Origin of the sequence: Ralstonia pickettii, from assembly GCF_001699815.1 — a bacterium.
Taxonomy (GTDB): domain Bacteria; phylum Pseudomonadota; class Gammaproteobacteria; order Burkholderiales; family Burkholderiaceae; genus Ralstonia; species Ralstonia thomasii.
This window is the reverse complement of the sequence record NZ_MCGB01000061.1, coordinates 34,945-60,198: the sequence shown is the minus strand read 5'-3', so window position 1 is coordinate 60,198 and position 25,254 is coordinate 34,945. Positions and strand designations below refer to the sequence as shown.

General features: G+C 64.3%; 29 protein-coding genes. 3 read left to right on the top strand and 26 right to left on the bottom strand.

The features are described from left to right. The 21 genes from ada to mutL form a co-directional block, all read right to left on the bottom strand. Positions 1–1,086: a bifunctional DNA-binding transcriptional regulator/O6-methylguanine-DNA methyltransferase Ada gene (ada, locus tag BEK68_RS11020; protein ID WP_012436336.1), complete on the bottom strand. Its 1,086-nt coding sequence runs from the start codon at positions 1,084–1,086 to the stop codon at positions 1–3. A gap of 95 nt (positions 1,087–1,181) precedes the next feature. Beyond that, positions 1,182–2,081: a c-type cytochrome biogenesis protein CcmI gene (gene ccmI / locus BEK68_RS11015; protein ID WP_004631713.1), complete on the bottom strand. Its 900-nt coding sequence runs from the start codon at positions 2,079–2,081 to the stop codon at positions 1,182–1,184. After that, on the bottom strand, positions 2,078–2,548 hold the full coding sequence (locus tag BEK68_RS11010; protein ID WP_004631714.1) for a cytochrome c-type biogenesis protein: 471 nt from the start codon (positions 2,546–2,548) through the stop codon (positions 2,078–2,080). Before BEK68_RS11010 ends, ccmI begins: the two co-directional genes overlap by 4 nt. Beyond that, the gene (locus tag BEK68_RS11005) at positions 2,541–3,083 is read right to left on the bottom strand and encodes a DsbE family thiol:disulfide interchange protein (protein WP_012436335.1); all 543 of its coding nucleotides are present in this window, start codon (positions 3,081–3,083) and stop codon (positions 2,541–2,543) included. The genes BEK68_RS11010 and BEK68_RS11005 overlap by 8 nt, the downstream gene beginning before the upstream one ends. After that, positions 3,080–5,098 (bottom strand): heme lyase CcmF/NrfE family subunit, encoded by a 2,019-nt coding sequence (locus BEK68_RS11000; protein WP_012436334.1) that lies wholly within the window; start codon positions 5,096–5,098, stop codon positions 3,080–3,082. Before BEK68_RS11000 ends, BEK68_RS11005 begins: the two co-directional genes overlap by 4 nt. Beyond that, a complete protein-coding gene (gene ccmE / locus BEK68_RS10995; RefSeq protein WP_012436333.1) occupies positions 5,095–5,565 on the bottom strand; it encodes a cytochrome c maturation protein CcmE in 471 nt (156 codons plus the stop codon). Before ccmE ends, BEK68_RS11000 begins: the two co-directional genes overlap by 4 nt. Beyond that, positions 5,562–5,714, bottom strand: a complete 153-nt coding sequence (locus tag BEK68_RS25750) for a hypothetical protein (RefSeq protein WP_004631720.1) — start codon at positions 5,712–5,714, stop codon at positions 5,562–5,564. Before BEK68_RS25750 ends, ccmE begins: the two co-directional genes overlap by 4 nt. After that, a complete protein-coding gene (gene ccmC, locus BEK68_RS10990) occupies positions 5,711–6,499 on the bottom strand; it encodes a heme ABC transporter permease CcmC (protein ID WP_012436332.1) in 789 nt (262 codons plus the stop codon). The genes BEK68_RS25750 and ccmC overlap by 4 nt, the downstream gene beginning before the upstream one ends. A gap of 4 nt (positions 6,500–6,503) precedes the next feature. Then, positions 6,504–7,172: a heme exporter protein CcmB gene (gene ccmB, locus BEK68_RS10985; protein WP_012436331.1), complete on the bottom strand. Its 669-nt coding sequence runs from the start codon at positions 7,170–7,172 to the stop codon at positions 6,504–6,506. Then, positions 7,169–7,801, bottom strand: a complete 633-nt coding sequence (gene ccmA / locus BEK68_RS10980; protein ID WP_012436330.1) for a cytochrome c biogenesis heme-transporting ATPase CcmA — start codon at positions 7,799–7,801, stop codon at positions 7,169–7,171. The genes ccmB and ccmA overlap by 4 nt, the downstream gene beginning before the upstream one ends. 52 nt (positions 7,802–7,853) lie before the next feature. Continuing rightward, complete coding sequence (locus BEK68_RS10975; protein WP_004631728.1) at positions 7,854–8,441, bottom strand: cytochrome c3 family protein; 588 nt, start codon at positions 8,439–8,441, stop codon at positions 7,854–7,856. Between the two features lie 12 nt (positions 8,442–8,453). Beyond that, the gene (locus tag BEK68_RS10970; protein WP_012436329.1) at positions 8,454–8,957 is read right to left on the bottom strand and encodes a nitrate reductase cytochrome c-type subunit; all 504 of its coding nucleotides are present in this window, start codon (positions 8,955–8,957) and stop codon (positions 8,454–8,456) included. A 40-nt stretch (positions 8,958–8,997) separates the two neighbouring features. Further along, positions 8,998–11,514, bottom strand: coding sequence for a periplasmic nitrate reductase subunit alpha (napA, locus tag BEK68_RS10965; RefSeq protein ID WP_012436328.1), 2,517 nt, complete (start codon positions 11,512–11,514; stop codon positions 8,998–9,000). Then, positions 11,486–11,830 carry a chaperone NapD gene (locus tag BEK68_RS10960; protein WP_004631736.1) on the bottom strand — a complete coding sequence of 115 codons (345 nt, stop codon included), beginning with the start codon at positions 11,828–11,830 and terminating at the stop codon, positions 11,486–11,488. The genes napA and BEK68_RS10960 overlap by 29 nt, the downstream gene beginning before the upstream one ends. A gap of 88 nt (positions 11,831–11,918) precedes the next feature. Continuing rightward, the gene (gene napE, locus BEK68_RS26570; RefSeq protein WP_004631737.1) at positions 11,919–12,185 is read right to left on the bottom strand and encodes a periplasmic nitrate reductase, NapE protein; all 267 of its coding nucleotides are present in this window, start codon (positions 12,183–12,185) and stop codon (positions 11,919–11,921) included. A gap of 55 nt (positions 12,186–12,240) precedes the next feature. Next, a complete protein-coding gene (locus tag BEK68_RS10950) occupies positions 12,241–12,891 on the bottom strand; it encodes a DNA-3-methyladenine glycosylase family protein (protein WP_012436327.1) in 651 nt (216 codons plus the stop codon). Between the two features lie 15 nt (positions 12,892–12,906). Further along, positions 12,907–13,563 carry a DNA oxidative demethylase AlkB gene (alkB, locus tag BEK68_RS10945; RefSeq protein WP_012436326.1) on the bottom strand — a complete coding sequence of 219 codons (657 nt, stop codon included), beginning with the start codon at positions 13,561–13,563 and terminating at the stop codon, positions 12,907–12,909. A gap of 10 nt (positions 13,564–13,573) precedes the next feature. After that, the gene (locus tag BEK68_RS10940; protein ID WP_012436325.1) at positions 13,574–14,314 is read right to left on the bottom strand and encodes a 2OG-Fe(II) oxygenase; all 741 of its coding nucleotides are present in this window, start codon (positions 14,312–14,314) and stop codon (positions 13,574–13,576) included. An 80-nt stretch (positions 14,315–14,394) separates the two neighbouring features. Then, on the bottom strand, positions 14,395–14,925 hold the full coding sequence (locus BEK68_RS10935; RefSeq protein ID WP_012436324.1) for a GNAT family N-acetyltransferase: 531 nt from the start codon (positions 14,923–14,925) through the stop codon (positions 14,395–14,397). Further along, positions 14,922–15,899 (bottom strand): tRNA (adenosine(37)-N6)-dimethylallyltransferase MiaA, encoded by a 978-nt coding sequence (gene miaA, locus BEK68_RS10930; RefSeq protein WP_012436323.1) that lies wholly within the window; start codon positions 15,897–15,899, stop codon positions 14,922–14,924. Before miaA ends, BEK68_RS10935 begins: the two co-directional genes overlap by 4 nt. A gap of 5 nt (positions 15,900–15,904) precedes the next feature. Beyond that, positions 15,905–17,812, bottom strand: a complete 1,908-nt coding sequence (mutL, locus tag BEK68_RS10925) for a DNA mismatch repair endonuclease MutL (protein ID WP_024542265.1) — start codon at positions 17,810–17,812, stop codon at positions 15,905–15,907. A gap of 125 nt (positions 17,813–17,937) precedes the next feature. On the opposite strand from mutL, the gene BEK68_RS10920 reads away from it, so the two are divergent. Then, a complete protein-coding gene (locus BEK68_RS10920) occupies positions 17,938–18,585 on the top strand; it encodes a VTT domain-containing protein (RefSeq protein ID WP_012436321.1) in 648 nt (215 codons plus the stop codon). 3 nt (positions 18,586–18,588) lie between these two features. On the opposite strand, the gene BEK68_RS10915 is transcribed toward BEK68_RS10920, so the two are convergent. Together BEK68_RS10915 and murJ are read right to left on the bottom strand one after the other, a co-directional pair. Then, complete coding sequence (locus BEK68_RS10915; protein WP_004631750.1) at positions 18,589–19,434, bottom strand: SirB1 family protein; 846 nt, start codon at positions 19,432–19,434, stop codon at positions 18,589–18,591. Further along, positions 19,434–20,987 carry a murein biosynthesis integral membrane protein MurJ gene (gene murJ, locus BEK68_RS10910; RefSeq protein ID WP_027693064.1) on the bottom strand — a complete coding sequence of 518 codons (1,554 nt, stop codon included), beginning with the start codon at positions 20,985–20,987 and terminating at the stop codon, positions 19,434–19,436. The genes BEK68_RS10915 and murJ overlap by 1 nt, the downstream gene beginning before the upstream one ends. A 316-nt stretch (positions 20,988–21,303) precedes the next feature. On the opposite strand from murJ, the gene rpsT reads away from it, so the two are divergent. Then, positions 21,304–21,570 (top strand): 30S ribosomal protein S20, encoded by a 267-nt coding sequence (gene rpsT / locus BEK68_RS10905; RefSeq protein WP_004631753.1) that lies wholly within the window; start codon positions 21,304–21,306, stop codon positions 21,568–21,570. Positions 21,571–21,714: 144 nt separating this feature from the next. Here rpsT and BEK68_RS10900 read toward each other — a convergent pair whose 3' ends face one another. Beyond that, a complete protein-coding gene (locus tag BEK68_RS10900; RefSeq protein ID WP_012436319.1) occupies positions 21,715–22,038 on the bottom strand; it encodes a DUF3579 domain-containing protein in 324 nt (107 codons plus the stop codon). Between the two features lie 368 nt (positions 22,039–22,406). Here BEK68_RS10900 and argF point away from each other — a divergent pair, with 368 nt between their 5' ends. Beyond that, positions 22,407–23,333, top strand: a complete 927-nt coding sequence (gene argF / locus BEK68_RS10895) for an ornithine carbamoyltransferase (protein ID WP_012436318.1) — start codon at positions 22,407–22,409, stop codon at positions 23,331–23,333. A gap of 86 nt (positions 23,334–23,419) precedes the next feature. On the opposite strand, the gene argG is transcribed toward argF, so the two are convergent. Beyond that, the gene (gene argG / locus BEK68_RS10890) at positions 23,420–24,757 is read right to left on the bottom strand and encodes an argininosuccinate synthase (RefSeq protein WP_009241391.1); all 1,338 of its coding nucleotides are present in this window, start codon (positions 24,755–24,757) and stop codon (positions 23,420–23,422) included. A 152-nt stretch (positions 24,758–24,909) separates the two neighbouring features. Then, positions 24,910–25,227, bottom strand: a complete 318-nt coding sequence (locus BEK68_RS10885) for a pyrimidine/purine nucleoside phosphorylase (protein WP_004631764.1) — start codon at positions 25,225–25,227, stop codon at positions 24,910–24,912. Positions 25,228–25,254 lie beyond the last annotated feature (27 nt).

Below are 25,254 nucleotides of genomic sequence, written 5' to 3'. Positions count from 1 at the left end.
TCATGCAGCGGATTGCGCCTCGCGCTCCAGCAGCGCCAGCTTGCGCTCCACGCCCCAGCGATACCCCGAGGCGTTGCCGTCTCGGCGGATCACGCGATGACATGGGATGGCCACCGCAATGTGGTTGGCCGCGCAGGCCTGCGCCACCGCGCGCACCGCCCTGGGGGCACCGATGCGCGCGGCAATCTCGGTGTAGCTGGTGGTGCTGCCCGGCGGCACTTCGCGCAGCGCCTGCCACACGCGCTCCTGAAACGCGGTGCCGCGCACGTCCAGCGGTAGGTCCAGGCCGATGGACGGCGCTTCGACAAAACCCACCACTTTCGCCACCAGATTTTCGAAGCTCGCATCGCCGCCGATGAGTTCGGCCTTCGGGAAGGTGTCCTGCAGATCGCGCACGAGCGCGTCGGGGTCGTCGCCCATCAGGATCGCGCAGATGCCGCGATCGCTCTGCGCCACCAAGATCGAGCCGAGCGAGCATTCGCCCACGGCAAAGCGGATCGTCGTCTGTGCGCCGCCTGCGCGGTAGCGGCTGGCCGTCATGCCGAGCACGTTGTCCGACGCCTCGTAGAAGCGGCTGCTGGCGTTGAATCCGGCGTCGTAGATGGCTTCGGTGACGCTGCTGCCGCGTTCCAGTTGCGCGCGCAGCTTGCGGGCGCGATGCGCATCGGCATAGGCCTTGGGCGTGAGGCCGGTGACGCTTTTGAACAGACGATGGAAGTGATACGGGCTCAGGCTGGCGTCTTGCGCCAGCGCGTCGAGCGTGGGCGGCGTGTCGGCTGCTTCAATGCGCCGGCACGCTTGCGCGACGAGCGCGGTTTGCTGCGCCCGGACGGTGGTCTGATCCGGGCCAGCACGGCGGCTCGGGCGGTAACCGGCGGCTTCTGCGTCGGCAGGCGTTTCGAAGAACTCGACATTTTCGGGGCGCGGCAGGCGCGACGGGCTGCTCGGCTGGCAATACACGCCGGTGGTCTTCACCGCATAGACGAATTGCCCGTCGGCAGAGGCATCGCGCGCCAGCACGCGAGCCCAGCGCGGGTCGTGTTCGACGAGGGTGGTGTCCGGTACGGGGCGGGCGGAGGTTTGCATGACGTCATCCAATGGACTGGGATGACTGTACTGTAGGTGTGGCCCCCTGGCGGGACACTCCGGGTCTTGCGGTCAAATTCGAAGCAGCGCACGCGTCACTTGACGCGGGGTGCTTTTTGCTGATCGGCGCGCGCGGCAGCCAGGTTGGTGGCGATCTGCTTGGCACCGGCAGATTCGGGCGGCAGCAACTGGTACAGGCGCTCCCAGTGGGCGATGGCATCGCTCACGTCACCACGTTCGACGGCGGCGGAAGCGGCCAGGGCCAGCGCTTTGGGCTCGTCCGGGTCGGCCTTCAGGGCAAGGCGCACCTGCTCGATGGGCGCACCAGCCAGGGCGCCGCCCTGCGCGGTGGCGAGTGCGTCGGCGTAATCGGCGCGCAGGCTGGCGACGTCGGGGGCAAGGGCGACCGCTTTGGCATAGGCGGCGACAGCATCGGCGGGCCGCTCCATCGTGCTGTAGGACCGCGCAAGCAGCGCCCAGCCGGGTGCGTCGTCAGGCGTGTCGCGCAGCCGTTTCGCCAAGCCGTTGACCATCGATTCGATCTGCGCATCTCCACCGGTGTGGTCGCTGCGGGCGGCGGTCATCATGTCGCCGGGCATCCACAGAGCAGAGGGCTTTCCCAGGTGCTGGTACAGCAGCACGGCGAAGGTGGGCAACGCGGCCAGCAGCACTGCGGCGAACAGAACGGGGCGGCGGTCGGGCCGCGCCTGCGGGGTGCTGGCGGTGCCGGCTGTGTCGTCCAGCAGCCGCCGGCCAAGCTCTGCGCGTGCGTGCGCGTGGCCTGCGGCATCCATAGCGCCGGTGCGCAGGTCGGTATCCAGTTCGCGCAGTTGGTCTTGGTACCAGCGCACCATCTGGCTGCGCACGGTGGGGATTTGGATGTGCGTATCGCCCACATCGTTGCGCGCGCGTCGCAGCAATGGCGTCAGTAGAACCACCATGGTGACAGCCGTGAGGACGGCCGCGAGCAGCCAGAACAAGGTCATCACGGTCATGGACGGGGGTCTTCCGGTGGCGACGCCGCAAGCAGGGCGGCGAGGCGCGCTTGCGCGTCAGCGTCCATCTCGGCAGGGGGGGCCTTCTGCTGTTTGCGGGACGACACGATGCCGAACACCACCGACATCAGCAACAGCACCGGGCCGAACCACAGCAGATACGTCAGCGGTTTGACAGGCGGACGGTACAGGACGAAATCGCCATAGCGCTGCACGAGATAGTCCTTCACGTCGGCCTCGGTGGCGCCGGCACGCAGTTTTTCGCGAATCTGGCGGCGCAGGTCGACGGCCAGGTCGGCGTTGGAATCGGCGAGGGTCTGGTTCTGGCAGACGAGGCAGCGCAGCTGCTCCGACAGCGCATGGACGCGGGTGTCGAGATCGGTGTCCGACGCTGCGGCACAGGCGGGCGTCTGCAGCACGAACGCAGCGACGCCCGCGAGAAGGAGCGCAGCCAGTCGTTTATGCATGACCACCTTCCTGCTCCAGTTGCTGCAGAAGCGGCGCGATCCTGCGTTCCATGGACTCGGCCGTCACGGGGCCGACCTGCCGATAGCGCACTACGCCAGCGCGGTCGATGACGAAGGTTTCCGGCACGCCGTAGACGCCGTAGTCGATGCCGACCTTGCCGTCTGCGTCGATGAGGGACGTGACATACGGGTCGCCCATTTGTTTGAGCCACGCGCGTGCCGCGTCGGCGTCGTCCTTGTAGTTCAGGCCGTAGATCGGCACGGCTGATTGCTTTGCGAACGCGTTCAGCACGGCGTGCTCTGCGCGGCAGGCGGTGCACCACGATGCCCAGACGTTGAGCATCCAGACCTTGCCGCGCAGGTCTTGCGGCGTGAGGGGGCCGGCAGTCGATTCCAGCGCCGTTAGCCTGAACGCCGGTGCGGGCTTGCCGACCAGCGGCGAGGGCAGTTCGCGCGGATCGCGCGACAGCCCCGCCGCCAGCGCAATCACCAGAACAAGGAACGCTGCCAGCGGCAGCACGTAGCGCAGCTTCACCGTAGCTCCTCGGTCGCTGGCATCGCTAATGACGGGCCGCCCCGTGCAGTGTCGGGCGCGGCGCGCGATGACGTGGAGCGGCGGCGCAGCCGGTAGCGGCGGTCGCACACGGCCAGCAGCCCGCCCAGCACCATCAGCACACAGCCTGCCCAGATCCAGCCGACAAAGGGCTTGATGTAGATGCGCATGGCCCAGTTGTCTTGTCCGAGTGATTCACCAAGCGCGACATAGAGATCGCGCGTGATGCCGCTGTCGATGGCGACTTCGGTCGTGGGATTTTCCTGGCTGTGGTACAGGCGCCGCTCGGGTAGCAGCGTGGCCACGGGTTTGCCGTTGCGGCTGACGTCGACATGGCCGCGCAAGACGTCGTAGTTGGGGCCCTGCGCAGGCGCAACGCTGGCGAGGTGGAACATGTAGCCGCCCACCTCCACCTTGCCGCCCACGCGCACCGGCAGCTCGCGTAGCGTCTCCTGGCTGAGCACCAGCGTGACACCCGCAATGAACACGCCGACCCCCGCGTGCGCCACGAGCATGCCAAAGTAGCTCGGCGGCAATTGCCGCAGCGTCGTCAATCGATTGCCGGGCTGGCGAAGCTTTTCGGCCAGACTGGCCAGCGCGCTCACAAGACACCATGCGGCGAGCGTCAGCCCCAGGCCCGCCAGCGCGGACGTCCGATACAACACCGCCAGTCCGAGCCCGACGGCAACACTCGCCACTGCTGCCCATCGCAGCCGCACCGCCATCGACGGCAGCGCACCGTGACGCCAGCGTGCCAGTGGCGCGGCACCCATCAGCAGCACCGCAGGAGACATCAGCGGCACAAAGACCTGTTCGAAATACGCTTGCCCGACCGAGATCTTGCCCAGCCGCAGCACATCCAGCAAAAGCGGATACAGCGTGCCAAGCAATACCGTGGCGGCCGCCACCGCCAGCAGCACGTTGTTGGCCAGCAGGAACGATTCACGCGCGAACAGCGGGAACGTCGCGCCTTCCGAGGCGCTGCTGGACAACCGCTTTGCGCGCCACGCAAACAGACCGAGGGCGCCGCCCGTTACGATGCCCAGCAACGCGAGGATGAAGAGACCGCGCTTCGGGTCGACCGCAAAGGCGTGCACCGACGTCAGCACGCCCGAGCGGACGAGGAACGTGCCGAGCAGACTGAGCGAGAACGTGAAGATGGCCAGCAGCGCCGTCCATGCGCGGAACACGCCGCGCTTTTCCGTCACCGCCAACGAGTGGATCAGTGCCGTGCCTGCCAGCCACGGCATGAAAGACGCGTTTTCGACCGGGTCCCAGAACCACCAGCCGCCCCAGCCGAGTTCGTAGTACGCCCATGCGCTGCCGAGCATGATGCCGGTCGTCAGGCATGCCCAGGCGGCGGTCGTCCACGGCCGCGACCAGCGCGCCCAGGTGGCATCGAGCCGGCCCGACAGCAGCGCGGCCATCGCAAACGAGAACGCCACGGCAAAGCCCACGTAACCCATGTAGAGCATGGGTGGATGCGACACCATGCCCGGGTCTTGCAGCAGCGGGTTGAGGTCGCGCCCTTCCAGGGCAGGCGGCAACAGGCGCAGGAATGGGTTGGATGCGAACAGCAAGAAAAGCAGCAGCCCCGTGCTGATGGCGCCCATCACGCCCAGCACGCGCGCCACCACGGGCAACGGCAGTTGACGGCTGAACAACGACACGGCCAGCGACCACAACGCCAGCATCGCCGTCCAAAGCAACATCGATCCCTCGTGTCCGCCCCACACGGCGGCCACGCGATAGGGCAGCGGCAGCGCGCTGTTCGAGTTGGCGGCGACATAGAGCACGCTGAAGTCGTTGCTGACGAAGGCCCATGTCAGCGCGCCATACGCCACGAGAACCAATGCACATTGCATGCGCGCAGCGGGTCGCGCCACGGCCATCCAACGCTCGTCGTCGCGCGCTGCGCCAACCAGCGGCAGCACGGATTGCATGGCAGCAGTCAGCAACGCCAGGATCAACGCGAAATGGCCTAGCTCGGCAATCATCGTGACGCGCTCCGGGCAGATTCCTTCGCCATCTGTTCGTTGACTTGCACAGCGCGGCGTAGGGCATCAGCAGCTTCGGGCGGCATGTAGTTTTCGTCGTGCTTGGCGAGCACCTCGTTGGCGACGAAGACGCCGTCCTCACCGAGCCGGCCGCGTGCCACGACGCCCTTGCCTTCGCGGAACAGGTCCGGCAGCAAGCCGTGGTAGACGACCGGCACGCCGCGCGCTGTGTCGGTGACAATAAAGCGGATGGTCATGCCGTCACGTTCGCGCTGGATCGAGCCGCGCTCGACGAGCCCGCCCAGCCGGAAGACCTGTGCCACAGGCGCTTCCTTGGCGGCGATCTGGGTGGGGCTGAAGAAAAACACCAGATTGGAGCGGAATGCATTCAGCGTAAGCGCGGTAGCCGCACCCGCGCACACCAGCGCGGCGAGCAGGATGCCGAGGCGGCGTTGTCTGCGTGTCATTGGTCGCCGCCGTCAGGATGGGGATGACTGGCGCGATTGGTTGCGCGCCAGCGGCGGGCGAGCAGCAGCAACTCGGCTGCGATGCAGATGGCGGCCACGGCAAACGCGCCCGCAATATAGTCGACGTGATTGACGGAGAGCTGGCTCATGCCGGTGTGCTTGGGTTGAGGTCGTCGTCGGCGCGTTCGCGCATGATGCAGCGCACGCGAATCAGCGCCACGCAGATGCTGTACATCCAGCACGCGAGCGTCATCAGCAACATCCCGAGCAACATCGTCATCGCCATCGACGGAGCTGCCGTCAGGCTGATGGATGCGCCTTGGTGCAGCGTGTTCCACCACTGCACCGAGAAATAGATCACGGGGATGTTGACCACGCCAACCACGCCAAGCACGGCGCAGGCGCGCTCGGCACGGCGGGGGTCCTCAATGGCGCTCTCCAGTGCGATGAAGCCAAGGTACAGAAAGAGCAGAAGCAACTCCGACGTCAGGCGCGCATCCCATACCCACCACGTGCCCCACGTTGGCTTGCCCCACAGCGCGCCTGTCCACAGCGCAATGGCAGTGAACAGCGCGCCGGTGGGTGCCAGCGCCGAGGCCATCATCGACGAAAGCCGTGTGTGCAGCACCAGCGCCAGCGCGCAATAGCCGGCCATCACCAGATAGATGAACATCGACATCCACGCAGCCGGCACGTGCAGGAAGATGATGCGGTAGACCTCGCCCTGCTGCGCATCGGTGGGCGCCACCACAAAGCCGACGTAGAGGCCCGCGACAAGGAACATGAGTGCCGCCGCGCCAAACCACGGCACCAGCTTGCGCGCGAGTGGATCAAACCGCACGGGCGACGCATACGCGAGCCAGTTCCAGCGCCGGGAGGCAGGTTCGCGCGGGGCGGCAATGGGAGGGGTGTGGAGTCCTGATCGGTTCGTCATCGGGTCATTCCACGGCAATCCGCAGCCCGGCCGCAGTGGCCAGCGGGCACACAAACAACGACAGCGCCAGGCAAGCGCCCAGCAGCGACAAATGCGGCATGACATCAAGCCCTGCGTCGGCAGCTGATCCGGCGCCTGCACCAAACACAAGCACGGGCACACACAACGGCAGCACAAGGATGCACAGCAGCGCTGCTCCGTTACGCACGCCCAGTGTGAGCGCCGCGCCAACGGCACCGATCAGCGCAATGGCCGGCGTACCGATCAGCAGCGTGGCTGTCAGCAGGAGCGTTGCATGCAGCGGCAGACTGTACTGCTGCGCCAGGATGGGCGTCAGCAGCAGCAATGGCAGGCCACTCGCGAGCCAGTGCGCTGCGATCTTCGTCAGTACGATCAGCGCAAGCGGGTGCGGCGACAACAGCAGTTGATCGAGGCTGCCATCGGCGTGTTCCTGTGCAAACAACCGGGAGAGCGAGAGCATCGACGCCAGCAGCGCCGCTACCCACAGGATGCCCGGGGCGAGCATGCGCAGCTGCTGCGGGTCGGGGCCGATGGCCAGCGGAAACAGGCTCGCCGCAATGACGTAGAACACCACGCCGCCGACCAGGTTGCCGCGTCGCCGCCATGACAGCGCCAGATCGTGCCGCAGGATGGCCATCAGCATGGGTTTCATGCAGTTCCCCCAAGCCGAAGTACGCGATTTGCCCCGTGCGGGCGCGACAGCAACTGGTGCGTGGCCATGATGGCCATGCCGCCTGCACGCAAGTGTGCATCCAGTTGTGCGGTGAAGAGCCCGAGTGCATGGTCGTCAAGCGAGGCGATTGGCTCATCGAGCAGCCACAGCTCGCGCCGGGCGAGCACCAAGCGCGCCAGTGCGACTCGCCGGCGTTGGCCTTGCGAGAGCTTGCGCACGGGCGTGGCGGCAAGCTTGCCGAGTTCGAGCGCTTCCAGTGCGGGCCCGATGCCAAACGGCTCGGATGCCGAATCGCGCAACCCGGCCAACTGCTTGGCCAGACGCAGGCTCTCTGTCACAGTCAGATCAGGGTCGATGCCGTTGGTGTGCCCCACATAGCAGAGCGCATTGAGCAAGGCGGGATCGCCGCTGCGCACGGGTACGCCGTGCCATGTCAGTGAGCCGCTTGCCGGTGCGAGCAAGCCGCAGAGCACGCGCAGCAGCGTGGTCTTCCCGCTGCCGTTCGCCCCCGTTACCTGTACCAGCTCGGCCGCCGACACCGAGAGGTCCAACTCGCGGAAGATCCGGCGGCCGGCGCGCGAAAACGTCAATTGGCTGGCAACAAGCACGGCAGGTGTCGGAGTCGAATGGGGGCTAGCGCATGCCGCACGATCACGTGCCTCACTCGGCCTTCATCTTCGACATGTCGGGCAGATGGTGCGCAATGCCCTTGTGGCAGTCGATACAGGTCTTCTCCTTGCTGCCCAGGTATTGGGAATGCATGGCAGAGGCGCGTGGGCTTTGCCGCGTGAAGTCCATCGATTCGTAGTTGTGGCAGTTGCGGCATTCCAATGAATCGTTGGCCTTCAGCCGATCCCATTCATGCTGGGCCAGCTCGAGTCGGTGGGCCTCGAATTTCTCGCGCGTGTCGATGGTGCCGAAAATCTTGCCCCACACTTCCTTGGAGGCCTGCATCTTCCGAGCAATCTTGTTCGTCCAGGCGTGCGGAACGTGGCAGTTGGAGCAGATTGCACGTACGCCGCTGCGGTTGGTGTAGTGGATCGTGCTCTGCAGCTCCTGATACACGTTGTCGTGCATTTCGTGGCAACCCGTGCAGAACGCTTCGGTATTGGTCACTTCCATCGCGGTGTTGAACGCGCCCCAGAACACCACGCCGGCAACAAAGCCGCCCAACGTTAGAAAGCCCAGGCTGAAATACGCGCTGGGCCGGTTGATGGTGCGCCAGTAGCGCTTGATCAGGTCGAACATGACTGCACCGCCTCAGTTCTTGCCAACGCTCTTGCCATCAGGCTTGCGTTTGAGCAGTTGATCGACATCGACAAACGTATTGGTGACAAGCGGCTTGGCGTCGGCCTGCGGCACGTGGCATTGCGTGCAGAAGAAGCGGCGCGGCGAAACGTCGGCCAGTTGATGGCCATCGCGGTCAACGTAGTGCGTGGGGCTGATCGCGATCGCGCGCATCTCTTCGGCCTTCGTACGCGCGTGGCAGGACAGACAACCGTTGTGGTCCTTGTTGATCTGATACATGTAGGTGCCGTCGATCTTGTGCGGAATCGTCGGCGGCTGCCCGGTGTAGTTGCGCTCGCGGCGCACGTCCTTGTTCTCGGTCGGATACAGGATCGGCGGTGTCGATTCGGCGGCAATCGGCGTGGGGCCGCGCATGGCGTCGACCACGCCTTGGGCTTGCGCGGGCAAGTTGGCAAGGGTCGCCAGGAGCAGCGCACAGATGGCGGCTGGCAGTCCCAAGAGTCGGCTGAGCTTCATGACGTTTTCCTGTTGCGCGTGTGTCGTCTGCCTGTGCTCGTCAGACCTTCACGATCTTGACGGCGCACTTCTTGAAATCCGTCTGCAGCGAGATCGGGCAGGTTGCATCCAGTGTGACCTTGTTGATGAGCTGGCTTGCATCGAACCACGGCACGAACACCAGGCCCTTCGGCGGCTGGTTGCGGCCGCGCGTTTCAATGCGGGTGCGCATCTTGCCGCGCCGCGAGATCACTTCGACCTCGACACCACGCCGCAGCCCAAGCGCGTTTGCATCTTCCGGGTGCATGAAGCAGACCGCATTCGGGAATGCGCGATACAGTTCGGGCACCCGGCGCGTCATCGAGCCCGAGTGCCAGTGCTCCAGCACGCGGCCGGTCGACAACCAGAACGGGTATTCCTTGTCTGGCACTTCCGGCGGTGCCTCATAGGGCAGGGCGAAGATCACCGCCTTGCCATCCGGGTTGCCGTAGAACTGGTAGCCGGTGCCGGCCTTGACGTACGGATCGCTGCCTTCCTTGTAGCGCCAGCGCGTCTCTTTTCCGTTGACCACAGGCCAGCGCAATCCGCGCGCCTTGTGATAATCGTCGAACGGTGCCAGGTCATGGCCGTGGCCGCGCCCGAAGCTTGCGTACTCCTCGAACAGGCCCTTCTGCAGGTAGAAGCCGAACGCCTTGGCTTCGGCATTGTTGTATTCCGGGTCGACGTCCTTGAGCGGGAACCTGTCGACATTGCCGTTGCGGTAGAGCACGTCGTAGAGGGTCTTGCCGCGCAGCTCCGGCTTTTTGGCGATGAGGTCTTCGGGCCAGACTTCTTCCACCTTGAAACGCTTGGAGAACTCCACCAGCTGCCACAGGTCGGATCGCGCCTCACCCGGCGCATCAACGAGTTGATGCCAGAACTGCGTGCGGCGCTCGGCGTTGCCGTAGGCGCCTTCCTTCTCAACCCACATCGCGCTCGGGAGGATCAAGTCGGCGGCCAGTGCGGTGACGGTCGGGTACACGTCCGAAACAACGATGAAATTCGCCGGATTGCGGTAGCCCGGGTAGCCTTCCTCGTTGATGTTGGCGCCGGCCTGCATGTTGTTGTTGACCTGCACCCAGTAGGCGTTGAGCTTGCCGTCCTTCAGCATGCGGTTTTGCAGCACCGCGTGATAGCCGGGCTTTTCAGGGATCGTGCCAGCCGGCAGCTTCCAGATGTGCTCGGCTTCTTCACGGTGCTTCGGGTTGGTCACCACCATGTCGGCCGGCAAGCGGTGCGAGAACGTGCCCACCTCGCGCGCGGTGCCGCATGCCGAAGGCTGGCCCGTCAGGGAGAAAGGGCTGTTGCCCGGTGTGGCGATCTTCCCTGTCAGCAGGTGCAGGTTGTAGATCATGTTGTTCGCCCAGGTGCCGCGGGTGTGCTGGTTGAAACCCATGGTCCAGAACGACACGACCTTGATCTTCGGATCGGCGTACAGCTCGGCAAGCTTCTGGAGCTGCTGCTTGAACTCCTTCTCCTTGCTCTTGTCCGGGTTCGCCAGCTTGGTGGTGTAGTCCAGGTCGTACGTCGAGACGAACTTCGCAAACTCGTCGAATGAGATCGGCTTGGAGTCACCCACCTTGTCGGCGTTCTTGGCGGCCTTCTGCACGGGGTTGTCGGGCCGCAGGCCGTAGCCGATGTCGGTCACGCCCTGCTTGAAGACGGTGTGCTTGTTGACGAAGTCCGTGTTGACCTTCTTGTTGGTGATGATGTAGTTCGCGATGTAGTTGAGCATCGCGAGATCGGCCTGCGGTGTGAAGACGATCGGGATATCGGCCAGATCGAACGAGCGGTGCGTAAACGTCGACAGCACCGCGACCTTCGTCTTGGGCGCGGAGAGGCGCCGGTCCGTCACGCGCGACCAGAGGATGGGGTGCATCTCCGCCATGTTCGAGCCCCACAGCACGAACGCGTCAGCGACTTCGAAATCGTCGTAGCAGCCCATCGGCTCGTCCATGCCGAACGTTCGCATGAAGCCGGCCACGGCAGAGGCCATGCAGTGGCGCGCGTTGGGGTCGAGGTTGTTCGAGCGGAATCCCGCCTTCATTAGCTTGACGGCGGCGTAACCCTCAAAAACGGTCCATTGACCCGAGCCGAACATGCCGACAGCGGTCGGGCCCTTTTCCTTGATGACGCGCTTGAACTGCATCGCCATCTCGTCGAACGCGCGGTCCCAGGTGACGGGCGTGAACTCGCCGTTCTTGTCGTACTTGCCGTTCTTCATGCGCAGCAGCGGCTGGGTCAGCCGGTCCTTGCCGTACATGATCTTTGAGAGGAAGTAGCCCTTGACGCAGTTCAGGCCCCGATTGACCTCGGCCTTCGGGTCGCCCTGCGTGGCCACCACGCGATTGTCTTTGACGGCCACTTCAACGCCGCAGCCCGTGCCGCAGAATCGGCAAGGCGCCTTCGACCACTTGAGCTGCGTCAGCTCTTTGTCGGTGACGAGGTTGGCGGCGCCAGCAGGAAGCGTGACGCCGGCCACCGAAGCGGTCGCGGCGGCAGCGGTCTGCTTAATGAACGCGCGGCGAGAGACTTTCATCGTCCATTTCCTCATTCATGGCGTCGGCCATTTCGTTGTGCTGGTAGATCAGGGCGGTGTTCAGCACACCGTCGATCTGCTGAATGAACGTCAGGTGAGCTGCGATGGCGCGCGAACTGGGCGCCTCAAGCGTGACTACGAGCTTGCCGTTATCGCTGGCTGCATGGATTTCGCTGCCGGCGATGCTTTCGATGGATTCGCTCACCCGTGCAATATGGGTTGGCCGCGTCTGGACCAGAACGCCGGCGATATGCCACTCGTCGTCATCGAGCGGCGCCGGCCGAACGGGGATATCTATTTTTCTTGTGTTTCGCATGACCCTGTTTTGGCGATGAACGCCTTTTTCTAATCAGTGCTGCGCGAACATACAACCCGACTCGCCCTCGGACCCCCGGGGGCGTATTTCAATGCGTTGGCGGACCGCTCAGCAATTGGGTTGCCCAGACGATAAAGCCATAGCCGGCCACGATAATGACGGAAAGAACCGGCACCATGACGGCCGTCAGAAACAGAAAGCTCCGCAGCTCTTCGGATTTACGTCGCGCGTCGACGTTTTGGGGCTGTTCCACGATGACTCGACCAATGAGGGCGGCGCTAATGGCGCGAACGTTTTCCAGTAAAGTGAACGTCGCACGGGAATTCAAGGTTTTTGCATGATCCCGGCGTGACATATATCGCGCAAGCAATATGTCGTCGTGGCGTGATCTAGCGCAAGATTTGCCGGATTCACGAGCCTGAAACATTGACGGGCACGCGCCATAAGTACCAGGCCGCGACGGTTCGATACGGGCTCCACGCAAGACTAATCGTCTCCATCTGCTTGCGTGTGGGCGTGGCATCGAGCCGCTTCAAACGTCGGTAGCCATCGCGCACGCCGAAGTCGTCTGCGGGCAAGATGTCCGAGCGCTCCAGCGTGTAGATCAGCAGCATTTCGACCGTCCACCGGCCAACCCCGCGCAGTGTCACCAGCCGCTCGATGAGGGCTTCATCCGGCATGGCGAGCGCTTGCTCACGCGTAGGCACGATGCCGTCGAGCGCGGCTTGTGCAATGCCGCGAATGGTCGCCAGTTTGATCGCAGAGAAACCGCAGGCGCGCAGCGTCGCCTCCTCTGTGGCGAGCACCTGTTGCGGTGCGGGAAAAGCGGCTGCCGGATACAGCGCAAGGAAACGTCCGAGGATGGCGTCACCGGCTTTGGCGTGCAGTTGCTGATAGGCGATCGCGCGGATCAGTGCTTCATAAGGTTCGCGCGCTGGCTTGGCGGTGTGGCGGCAGGGGCCGGTGGCGGAAATATGGCGTGCCCAGTCTTCGTCCAGCGTGGCCAGGAAGGTTGCGGCTTGCCGGTAGGCGCTTTCGGACAGATCTGCGGCGATAGTCATGCGCTGATTTGCCGGTCAGCCGGCCTTGCGGAACGTGAGGTTGATGCGCTGGCTGCCCAGCATTGCGTGCGGGTGGTCCTTGAGCGGTGCAATCCCGTGATAGCGCAGGCGATCCGGGCCACCCCAGACGACGACATCACCGTGAAACAGGGGAATGCGTTGCGGTCTGTCGGCGCGGCGATGTCCGCCAAACAGAAAGACCGCCGGCATTCCGAGTGACACTGAGACGATCGGCGCGCCGTAGTCCTGCTCGTCTTTGTCCTGATGCAGCGACATGCGCGCGCCCGGCACATAGCGGTTGATGAGGCAGGCGTCTGGCGTGAAGCCGTGGAAGCCTGCTTCGGCGGCCGCGCTGTGCGCTAAACGCAGGAACACATCGGGCAGCGGCGGCCACGCGGCTTCCGTGAGCGGGTCGTGCGTGGCATAGCGGTAGCCGCGGCGGTCTGATGTCCAGCCCAGCGCGCCGCTGTTGGTGAGCGCGACTGACATCTCAAAGCCGCCCGGCGTGACCATGTGCCGAAACGCGGCCTGCTGCGCGATGGCATCCACCGCCGCGATCAGGGCCGGCGCTTCCGACAGCGCAAAGCCGCGCAGCACAAACGCCGCTTCGCCGAGCGCAATGCGTGTGTCGTCAGCGGGTGGGTGGTCGCCAAACAGATCGCCGGTGGTCATGGTGAGCAGGCTACAGAGCGTCGTGGAAGATGATGCCTGCAGTATGCCGCTGACCCGAGCGCAGGCGGCTCACACCGTGGCGCATGTTCACGCGATACGTACCGCGCGTGCCTTGTACGGGCCGATGGTGCACCGCAAAGACCACTGCATCGCCTTTGCGCAGCGGCACCACTTCGGGCCGCGACTGCATCCGCGGGCGCTGCTCCGTCATGACGAATTCGCCGCCGGTGAAATCGACGCCGGGTTCCGACAGCAGGATGGCCACCTGCAGCGGGAAGACGTGCTCGCCATAGAGATCCTGATGCAGGCAGTTGTAGTCACCGGGGCCGTATCGCAGGAGCAGCGGCGTCGGGCGCAACTGGCCGGCTTCGTGGCAGCGGCGCAGGAAATCGGCGTGTTTGGCTGGATAGCGCACGTCGATATCCATAGCTTCGTTCCAGCGATTGGCGATGGTCGCCAGCGGCGGATAAAGCGACGTGCGCAGCTGTGCAATCAGATCTGGCAGCGGATACGCGAAATACTGGTATTCGCCGCGCCCGAAGCCATGGCGCTCCATCACCACGCGCGAGCGGTATAGGCGGTCCTGCGGGTACAGCGCGGTCAGGGCGTCGCAGGCATCGTTGTCCAGCAGGCTCGGCAATACGGCGCTGCCGACATCGTTGAGCGCGTCTTCAACGGCGCGCCAGTCGACGCCTTCTAGATCGGGACGGTGCCCCGCGCTGACATGCGCGGCGGCCGTGGAAAGCGGCATATGCGCTCCTTTCGGAGATTCGATACGCCAAGCGTACGCTCACGGGAGTGCGCGTGGCACTCCGGAGCTTGCGGTCGAATTCAGGCGTGTGCGGCCAGGCTGGCGGGCATGGCGGTGGCGGCCAGCTTGGTGAGTGCATCACCGGTGGCGCGGCAGATGCGCCACTCCGGCAGCACATCGGCGCCCATGGCTTCGTAGAAGGCGATGGACGGCGCGTTCCAGTCGAGCACGCTCCATTCGAAGCGGCCGCAGTCCCGCTCCTGCGCCAGGCGCGCCAGGTGGATCAGGAGTGCCTTGCCGATGCCCAGGCCGCGGTATTCGGGCTCCACGAACAGGTCTTCCAGATACAGGCCCGGCTTGCACAGGAAGGTCGAGAAGTTGTGGAAGAACAGCGCAAAGCCCACGGCCCGGCCGTCGACTTCTGCCAGCACCGCCTCACAGTACGGGCGCGGCCCGAACAACATCGTCGCCAGCGCTTCGGGCGTGGTCTGCACCAGGTGCGTGAGCTTTTCGTATTCGGCCAGCGCAGAGATCAGGCGAACGAGCGAGGTGCAGTCATCGGGGGTGGCGGGGCGCAGCGTGAAGCGAGTCGCAGTGGTGGCGGCGGTCATTGGGATTGCGATTCCAGTGAGGTTTGGACCAGGCGCGCGACCTGGTCGACGTAATCGGGCGCGAGGCAATCGACCACGTGCCGCTCCGGCGTGCTGCGCAGCCAGGTGATCTGGCGCTTGCAGAGCTGGCGGGTTGCGGCGATGCCTTGTTCGCGCAGGGCAGCCATGTCGATTTCGCCTTCCAGGTAAGCCCATGCCTGGCGGTAACCGACGCAACGGATGGACGGCAGCGTGGGCGAAAGATCGCCGCGGCGGCGCAAGCCCTCCACTTCGTCGAGCAGGCCGCCGGCGAGCATCGCATCGAAGCGCTGTGCGATGCGCGCGTGCAGCACGAGGCGGTCGGACGGTTCCAGCGCGATCGTCAGATACGGCGCAGCCGCATCGTGCTGCTGGAACGCATTCGCGCCGACCTCGCGTGCGAGCAGGGCGGACATCGGCTGACCGGTCAGACGATACAGCTCCAGCGCGCGCTGGATGCGCTGCGCGTCGGTTGTGTGCAATCGCGCGGCCGTCACCGGGTCGACCAGTGCGAGTTTCGCGTGTAGCGCGGGCCAGCCATCGCGTGCCGCTTCGGCATCGATCTCCGCGCGGATGGCAGGGTCGGCGCCGGGCAAATCGGAGAGCCCTTGCGTGAGCGCCTTGTAATACAGCATCGTGCCGCCGACGATCAGCGGCAGCTTGCCGCGTGCGCGGATGGCATCGATCAGCGCGTTCGCATCATTGGCAAACTGCGCGGCGGAGTAGGCATCGAGCGGATCAATGATGTCGATCAGGTGATGCGGCGCGATGGCTTGTTCTTCGGCGCTGGGCTTGGCGGTGCCGATGTCCATGCCGCGATACACCAGCGCGGAATCCATGCTGATGATCTCGACCGGCCAGCGCTCGGCCAGCTTCAATGCGGCGGCGGTCTTGCCGGACGCCGTCGGCCCGAGCAGGCAAATCGCGCGCGGGGCGCTTGCAGCAGACGCAATCATCGGAATTACTGGCCACGCAGGAAGAGACGATCCAGGTCAGCCACGGTGAGCTGGATCCACGTCGGGCGACCGTGGTTGCATTGGTCGGCGCGTTCTGTCGCTTCCATCTGGCGCAGCAGTGCGTTCATCTCGTCCAGGTTCAGGCGGCGGTTGGCGCGCACGGCGGAGTGGCACGCCAGCGTGGCAAGCAGTTCATTCTGGCGTTCGGCCAGCACGCGCGAGCCGCCGTAGGCGTGCAGATCGCGCAGCACGTCGCGGGCGAGCGCTTGCGCATCGGCCTTCTGCAGCAGCGTCGGCACCGATCGCACCGCCAGCGTGGTCGGCGACACGGCGGAGATGTCAAAGCCGAGCAGCGTGAGCGTGTCGCGGAATTCCTCTGCGGTGCCGATCTCCACCGGGTTCGCGGCAAACGTGACCGGAATGAGGAGCGGTTGCACCTCGACGCGCTTGGTTTCGAGCGCGGTCTTGAGTTGCTCGTACAGGATGCGCTCGTGCGCGGCGTGCATGTCGACGAGCACCATGCCGCGCGTGTTCTGCGCCAGCACGTAGATGCCGTGCAACTGGGCGACGGCAAAGCCGAGCGGGTGGGCATCGTCCTCATCAGCCTGTTGAGCTGCGGCCGGCTCTGCAACGGCGGCAGGCGATTGCGCGGTTGCGGCGCCGCCATCGAACAATGTCGCGGCGCTCGGCACATCGGCCATCCAGGCAGGGCGGGTCGGCGGCATGGGCGCGCTATCGCCGCGCATCATGGACAGATATTCTGCACGCGGTTGCGCAATGCCGAGCGACGTCTGCCGCGCGGCCATTTGGTTGATCCAGCGCGTGGTGTTGTCGGCCGGCGAGGGTGCCGTCGCGACCCCAGCACCCTCAGGCGCTTCGGCGATGTCGGTGCGCAGGCTGTCGCCCTGTTCGCCGGCGTGGCGGGACAGTGCGCGTTGCACCGCGTGATAGACGAACTGGTGCACCGCGCGGCTGTCGCGGAAGCGCACCTCGATCTTGGACGGATGCACGTTCACGTCCACCGCTTCGGGCGGCAGCTCCAGGCACAGCACGTAGGCGGGGAAGCGGTCGCCGTGGAGCACGTCTTCGTAGGCGCTGCGCACGGCGTGGGTGAGCAGGCGATCGCGCACGAAACGGCCGTTGACGTAGAAGAACTGATGATCAGCCCGGCCGCGCGAGGCGGTCGGCAGGCCGGCAAAGCCGAACAGACGCAGTTCGCCGGCCGATTCCTCGAAAGGCAGGCGTGCGCGGGCGAATTCGGTGCCGAGCACGGCCGCCGAGCGCGAATCCGCCTGCGTGGCGTTCCAATGCTCCAGCGGCTTGCCGTTGTGATGCACGGAGATGGCCACGTCGGGCCGCGCCAGCGCGGTGCGGCGGATCACTTCCATGCAATGGCCCAACTCGGTCTGCTCGGTCTTCAGGAATTTGCGGCGCGCCGGCGTGTTGAAGTACAGATGCTGCACATCGACGGTGGTGCCGACGCCGCCGGACGCCGGCTGCGCGCGCCCGGTCTGCGCAATGATCTGCGTGGCGTGGGCGTCATGGGCGGTGCGCGACGTGAGCGTCAACTCCGCCACCGAGGCAATCGAGGCCAGCGCCTCGCCCCGAAACCCCAGCGTGGCCACCGATTCCAGCTCTTCCAGCGAGCCGATCTTGCTGGTCGCATGCCGCATCAGCGCGACAGGCAGTTCGTCAGCCGGAATGCCGCCACCGTTGTCCGTGATGGCAATGCGCCGCACGCCGCCTTCCTCCAGCTTGATCTGGAGCTGCGTGGCACCGGCATCCAGTGCGTTTTCCAGCAGTTCCTTGACCACGGACGCTGGCCGTTCGACCACCTCGCCGGCAGCGATCTGGCTGATCAACTGGTCGGGAAGCGGGCGGATGGGGCGGCGGGAAGTCGAGGCGGAAGTCATCGCGGCATTATAGATGTCACGCCCTGTGCGGCGCACCGACGCAAGCCTCGCCAACGGCTAGGGGAAATCTAAGTCACATCCGGTATCATTTCCCGCTCGTTCAGGGGGATGGTTTGGATATCGTGATGCAATTGGTCGACATCGTGCTGCATGTCGACAAGTCGTTGGGCTTGCTGATTCAGCAATACGGCGCGTGGGTCTACGTGCTGCTGTTCGCCATCGTGTTTGCCGAAACCGGGCTCGTGGTGCTGCCTTTTCTGCCGGGCGACACCCTGCTGTTCATTGCCGGCGCCATGTGCGCCACCGGCCAGATGGACGCCTGGCTGCTCATCGTGCTGCTGGTGATTGCCGCGACGACGGGCAACACGGTCAACTATTTCGTCGGCTCCTGGATCGGCCCCAAGGTATTCGACGGTCACATCCGCTTCCTTGATCACCAAGCGCTGCTCAGGACCCACACCTTTTACGAACGCCACGGCGGCAAGACGCTCGTGATGGCGCGCTTCATCCCGGTGGTGCGGACGTTCGCGCCGTTTGTGGCGGGCGTGTCGAAGATGACGTTCGCGAAGTTCCAGCTCTTCAACATGATCGGCGCGGTGCTGTGGGTGGCGATCCTTGTGCTGTCGGGCGAGGCGTTCGGCAATGTGCCCGTGATTCGCGATCACCTGAACACGATCGTGCTGATTGGCCTGGGCGCGGCGATTGTGCCGCTAATGCTCGGCGGGCTGTGGAAGTTGCTCAAACGCCGTCGCGGCGCCGTCGCGCAGAAGTAAGCGTCAGTTCAGGTTCTTGCTCATGGCGCGCAGTGTTGGCATGCGCTCCTTGAGCTTGGCCGTGTCGGCTGCATCGGGCCGGGCGTCCACATAGGCTTCCAGATCTTCCAGCGCGGGCCGGAAGCACTCCAGATTGGCGTAGGCCAACCCCCGGTCGCGCACTTCCTCGATGGAATCGGGCAGCAGGATCACCAGCCGCTGCTGCACCGCCAGCAGGCGTTGCCAGCGCGATTCCTGCAGGTAGATCGCCTTCAGGTTGCGCAGCATGCGCGCGATGATCTCGCGATGCGTGGCCACTTGCAGGAACACCCCGAGCGGCACCGTGTTCGGGTCTTCGATGCCTTCCTTTTCCAGGTACGGGTCGAGCATGTCCTGCAACTCTTCCTTCGACAGTGTCTGCCCCGTCAGCGGATCAAGCACGACCTCGCCCGCAGGAATGCTCATGCGCACCAGGAAGTGGTTGGGGAAAGACACGCCCTTGAGCGGCAGGCCGATCTGCTGGCCGATTTCCATCAGCAGCACGGCCAATGAGATCGGAATGCCGCGCCGGCTCTGCAGCACCGCATTCAGATAAGAGTTCTCGGGGTCGTAGTAATCGTTTGCATTGGGGCCGAAGCCCAACTCGCGATAGAAGAACTGATTGAGCAGGCGCAGGCGCTGGATGGCGGGCGTGCCCTCGGCGATGCGGTTTTTGATCCGCGCGACGAGCACGTCAATGGCAGCCAGCTCGGCTTGCAGGTCCAGATCCGGATACGCGTCCTGCGCAATCGACAGGGCGGTTTCTGTGAGGGGGATGCTGTCGTCGTCCGCGACCAGGGCCGAAAAATAATCGAGGACTTTAGTGGTCATCAGATGGCCTTTTTTCGGAACGTGGAGAACTTCAATCCGGTGAGCCACAGTGTACCGAAATAGACCACCGCGCACAGGACCAGGCTTGCCCCGAGCAGCGCGATGCGCACAAGCGGCTTGGCGCCCAGTCCCACCCAATCGAAATTGTGGGCAAGCCACAGCAGCGCCCCGGCCAGCAGCAATACGGCCGACATCACTTGCGCGATGAACAGCCCCCAGCCCGGCAGGGGATGGTAATAACCGCGCCGGCGCAGACCGAAGAACAGCAGCGCCGCATTGATGGTCGCGCCAAAGCTGATCGAGAGCGCCAGCCCGGCGTGCCCGAAAATCGGCACGAAGACATAGTTGGACAACTGCGTCGCCACCAGCACCACCAGCGCAATCTTCACCGGCGTGCGAATGTCCTGCCGCGCATAGAAGCCGGGCGCCAGGATCTTGATGACGATCAGCCCGATCAGTCCCACGCCGTAAGACGTCAGCGCTTGGCGTGTCATCTCGACGTCCACGCCGGTGAATTTGCCGTAGTGGAACAGCGTGGCCGTGAGCGGCGCGCCAAATACGAACAGGCCCACCGCAGACGGCACCGCCAGTAGCACGGTCAGCCGCAGGCCCCAGTCGAGCAGCGATGAGTACTCTTCACGGTTGTTCTCCGCGCTGGCCTTCGACAGGCTGGGCAGCAGGATCGTCCCGAGCGCCACGCCCAGCAGCGCGGTCGGGAATTCCATCAGCCGGTCTGCGTAGTTCAGCCACGACACGCTGCCCGTCGGCAGGCGCGACGCAATGTTGGTGTTGATGATCAGGCTGATCTGCGCGACGGACACCGATAGCGTGGCCGGCAGCATCTGCTTGAGCACGCGCCGCACGCCCGGGTGGTGCCACGCTTGTCGCACATTGAATGACACGCGCGGCAGCATGCCCACGCGGCGCAATGATGGAATCTGGATGGCCAGCTGCAGGACGCCGCCCACCATCACCGCATAGGCTTGTGCGTAGATAGGGGTATCAAGGTACGGCGCCACAAACACCGCTGCCACGATGAACGACAGGTTCAGCAGCACCGGCGTGAACGCCGGCACCGCGAACTGCCGCCACGTATTCAGAATGCCCGACGCCAGCGCGACCAACGACACCAGCCCGATGTACGGAAACATCACGCGCGTCATGAAGATCGCCGAGATGTACGCCTGGCTCTCGTGCTCCTTGAAGCCGGTGGCGACCGCGGTGACGATCAACGGCGCGCCAATCACGCCCAACGCCGAGATGATCACCAGGAACCACGTCATCACCGTAGCCACGGAGTCGACCAGCGCGCGTGTTTCAGCTTCGCCCTGGCGGTTCTTGAATTCACCCAGGATCGGCACGAACGCTTGCGAGAACGCGCCCTCGGCGGACAACCGGCGCAGCAGGTTGGGGATACGGAAGGCGACGTTGAAGGCGTCGGTGTAAACCGAGGCGCCGAAAGCGCGGGCGATCAGCGTCTCGCGAATGAGCCCCGTGATGCGCGAGAGCATCGTCAGGCCGCTGATCGTGGCGAGTGTTTTGAGGAGATTCAAGATGAATGCGTGGTTGGGCGCCGCCTGAGAGGCAAACACGGCGATGGCGGTCTGACCGACGGCGCCATGCGGGGTTCGCGCCCGGGGTGACTGACGTGACCGGAGGGCACAATTGCGGCCGTATTATAGGGACCGGCTCGGCATGCGCCAAAAAGTGCCGCAAAAGCCGCAAACTGCCGTTATCCGGGCGATTTTCACAACAGGGTTTGCGTTGGGTGCGGAAGTCTGCGTATAATTGCCGTCTTTCACCAATTTGCGCGCTTCGGCCTTCCGTGTCTCCCGGGGCGCTTGCTACCGTTTCTTCAGGGATTTTTCCATGGCAAACACCGCACAAGCACGCAAGCGCGCACGCCAAGCCGTCGTTCAGAACGCTCACAACTCGGCTCTGCGCTCGCGTCTGCGTACCGCAATCAAGGGCGTCCGCAAGGCTGTGGCCGCTGGCGACAAGACTGCAGCTGCTGCTGCATTCAAGACCGCCCAAAGCACGATCGACAGCATCGCTGACAAGAAGATCGTCCACAAGAACAAGGCTGCACGCGCCAAGTCGCGTCTGTCCGCTGCCATCAAGGCAATGGCTGCCTAAGTTCGGTTGATGCCGGCCTAGCCGGCATGGCGCGACACGCAACGTCGCGCTCCGACGATAAAAAAGCCCGTCTTCGGACGGGCTTTTTGTATTTTGCGCGCGCTGTAAATGTGCGAGGCGCTGCGTCGGACGAGCTTGCGAAGATTAGCTTTTCGCGGGAGCACCGCCTTCCGGCAGGATGCAGGCTTCCACGAGCTGGAGATTGTTGTCGTGCGCGAAGTTCAGTACGAAATCCAGCGCCTTGGGTTCGATGTCGCGCAGGCGCTCGTCGACGAATACGCTGCGGATGCCGCCCGACATGACGGGGCGCACGTAGGGGGAATAGGTGAAGCGGGGATCTCCGGAATCGCCGGCAGGGCGGAACTGCGCCATCACACCGCACAGCCGATCGGCCCAGTCGCTCGGGCGGAAGGTTTTTCCGTCGCGGGTGACGCCCTGGATAAAGAATTGGCGAGGGTTGGCTGCCATGGACTGCGTGGGGCTGTGGAGATTTGCAAACGACTTCGACCGTGCGGGTGCCGCAACGTTCGAGCGGGGTGCACTTGTGGTGCAGATGATGCGCTTGCCTGGTTGCCGATTCATGAACCGGACGGACCGGCTTGTCGTACCGGTTTGCGGACGGTTGGGGCATCCGAGGCAGCAAGTATTATATCTTATATAAGACTTTCATCGGCCTTTCACCCAGGCCTTTATGTAGCCGGCCCGCGCAGGCGCGAAACTCGCCAAACCGGTGGCGATCCCGTATGATGGCCTGAATCTTCAACAGGCAAGGCGGCTAGGGCGACGTGCCACGGGATGTTCCCGGTGCGTCAACTGCAGGCCGCCTTCGTTGTTTTATGAACCCACCAAGCTCGATCAAGCACTACCTGCAGTTCAAGGACTTTTCTCTGGAAGAGTACGAATACCTGCTGGACCGTTCCGCGATCCTCAAGGCCAAGTTCAAGAACTACGAGACGTGGCACCCGCTGCACGACCGCACGCTGGCCATGATCTTCGAGAAGAATTCCACGCGTACGCGCCTGTCGTTCGAAGCCGGCATTCACCAGCTCGGCGGTCACGCAGTCTTCCTGAATACGCGCGATTCCCAGCTTGGGCGCGGTGAGCCGATCGAAGACGCGGCGCAGGTCATCTCCCGCATGACCGACATCATCATGATCCGCACCTTCGGGCAGGAGATCATCGAGCGCTTTGCTGCGCATTCGCGCGTGCCGGTCATCAACGGGCTGACCAACGAATACCACCCGTGCCAGGTGCTGGCCGACATCTTTACCTTCATCGAGCAGCGCGGCCCCATCAAGGGCAAGACCGTCACCTGGGTGGGCGATGCCAACAACATGGCCTACACGTGGGTCCAGGCGGCGGAGATTCTCGGCTTCCGCTTCCATTTTTCTGCGCCGAAGGGCTATCAGCTGGATCCGGCCATGGTGGCCGATTCCGCCTTGCCGTTCGTGCATGTGTTCGAAAACCCGCTCGAAGCCTGCGACGGCGCGCATCTGGTGACCACGGACGTGTGGACCAGCATGGGCTACGAAGCTGAAAACGAAGCGCGCAAGAAGGCCTTTGGCGACTGGATGGTCACCGAGGCGATGATGCAGCGCGCGCAACCCGATGCGCTGTTCATGCACTGCCTGCCCGCTCACCGCGGCGAGGAAGTCGAAGCGGCCGTCATCGACGGCAAGCAGAGCGTCGTGTGGGACGAGGCGGAAAACCGCCTGCACGTGCAGAAGGCGCTGATGGAATATCTGCTCTGCGGTCGCTACTGAGCGCGCAGTCGCCCAGATCTGCAGGCATAAAAAAGGCCGCTCCGATTGACGTCGGAGCGGCCTTTTTGCCTTGAAGCGGCAGGCAGTTACTTCTTGCCGCCGTCGAGTTGGGGCAGCGCGTTGGCGGTGCCCAGCGACAGCAAGCCGGCCTTTGAGTAGATGGCCAGCTTGTCGCGCGTGTCCATCAGGTCGAGGTTGCGCATGGTGAGCTGGCCGATGCGGTCGGCCGGGCTGAACGGCGCGTCTTCCACCTTCTCCATCGACAAACGCTCCGGCGCGTACGTCAGGTTGGGCGACTCGGTGTTCAGGATCGAGTAGTCGTTGCCGCGGCGCAGTTCCAGCGTGACGGTACCGGTCACGGCGCGGGCCACCCAGCGCTGGGCGGTTTCGCGCAGCATGATGGCCTGCGGATCGAACCAGCGGCCCTGGTACAGCAGACGGCCCAGGCGCAGACCGTTGATGCGGTATTGCTCGATGGTGTCTTCGTTGTGGATGCCGGTCACCAGGCGCTCGTAGGCGATGTGCAGCAGCGCCATGCCCGGGGCTTCGTAGATGCCGCGGCTCTTGGCTTCGATGATGCGGTTTTCGATCTGGTCGCTCATGCCCAGGCCGTGGCGGCCACCGATGCGATTCAGCTCCAGGAACATCTCCACCGGGTCGGCGATTTCGCGGCCGTTGACAGCGACCGGGCGGCCTTCGTCGAAGGTGATCGAGACTTCTTCCGCCTTGACCTCGACTTCCGGCTTCCAGAACGCCACGCCCATGATTGGGTTGACGATGCGGATGCCGCTGTTCAGGTGCTCCAGATCCTTGGCCTCGTGCGTGGCGCCCAGCATGTTGCTGTCCGTGGAGTAGGCCTTCTCGGCGCTCATCTTGTAGCCGAAACCTTCCTTGGTCATGAAGGCCGACATTTCAGCGCGGCCGCCCAGCTCGTCGATGAAGGCCTGGTCCAGCCACGGCTTGTAGATCTTCAGTGCCGGGTTGGTCAGCAGGCCGTAGCGGTAGAAGCGCTCGATGTCGTTGCCCTTGAAGGTCGAGCCGTCGCCCCAGATGTTGACGTCGTCTTCCTTCATCGCGGCGACCAGCATGGTGCCGGTCACGGCGCGGCCCAGCGGCGTGGTGTTGAAGTACGTGATGCCGCCGGTGCTGATGTGGAAGGCGCCGGACTGGATTGCGGCGATGCCTTCATTGGCCAACTGCGGCCGGCAGTCGATCAGGCGGGCCTTCTCTGCACCGTACTCCATGGCCTTGCGCGGGATGGCATCGTAGTCTTCTTCGTCGGGCTGGCCGAGATTGGCGGTGTAGGCATAGGGCAGCGCGCCCTTGTTCTTCATCCAGCGCAGCGCAGCGCTGGTATCGAGACCGCCCGAGAAGGCAATGCCGACCTTCTGGCCGACGGGAACATGTTGCAGGATGGTTTCCATAATCTTTCTCTTCAAATAGCCGTTCAGGATTCAAACCGGCTCACGATCCGCAGCGAGCGCTCCGAGGTTGGTTCGAGAAGCGCAGCCGTACATGGGTACGGCGAGCATCGCAGGGCCAAGATCGGAGTGCGCAGTAGGATCGTGAGCCGGTTTCAGGCGTAGTGGCAGATGTAGTGGTAGGCCTCGGTCACCCGAATGTCGAACTTCGAGTTGGCCGGAACCTGGAAGCTGTCGCCTGCGCCGGACGTCTTCCATTCATCGGTGCCGTCGAGCTTGTATTCGCACGAACCGCCCACGCATTCCATGATCTCGGCTGCGGCCGTGCCGAAGGTCAGCGTGGCCGGCAGCACCACACCCACGGACTTCTTGGTGCCGTCGGGCAGGGTAAAGCTGTGGCTGACGCACTTTCCGTCGAAGTACACATTGGCCTTGGTGGTCAGGCGGACGCCGTCAAAGGTTTCGGTGGTCATGAAATGGAGCGCGAAAAGGGAGGTCGT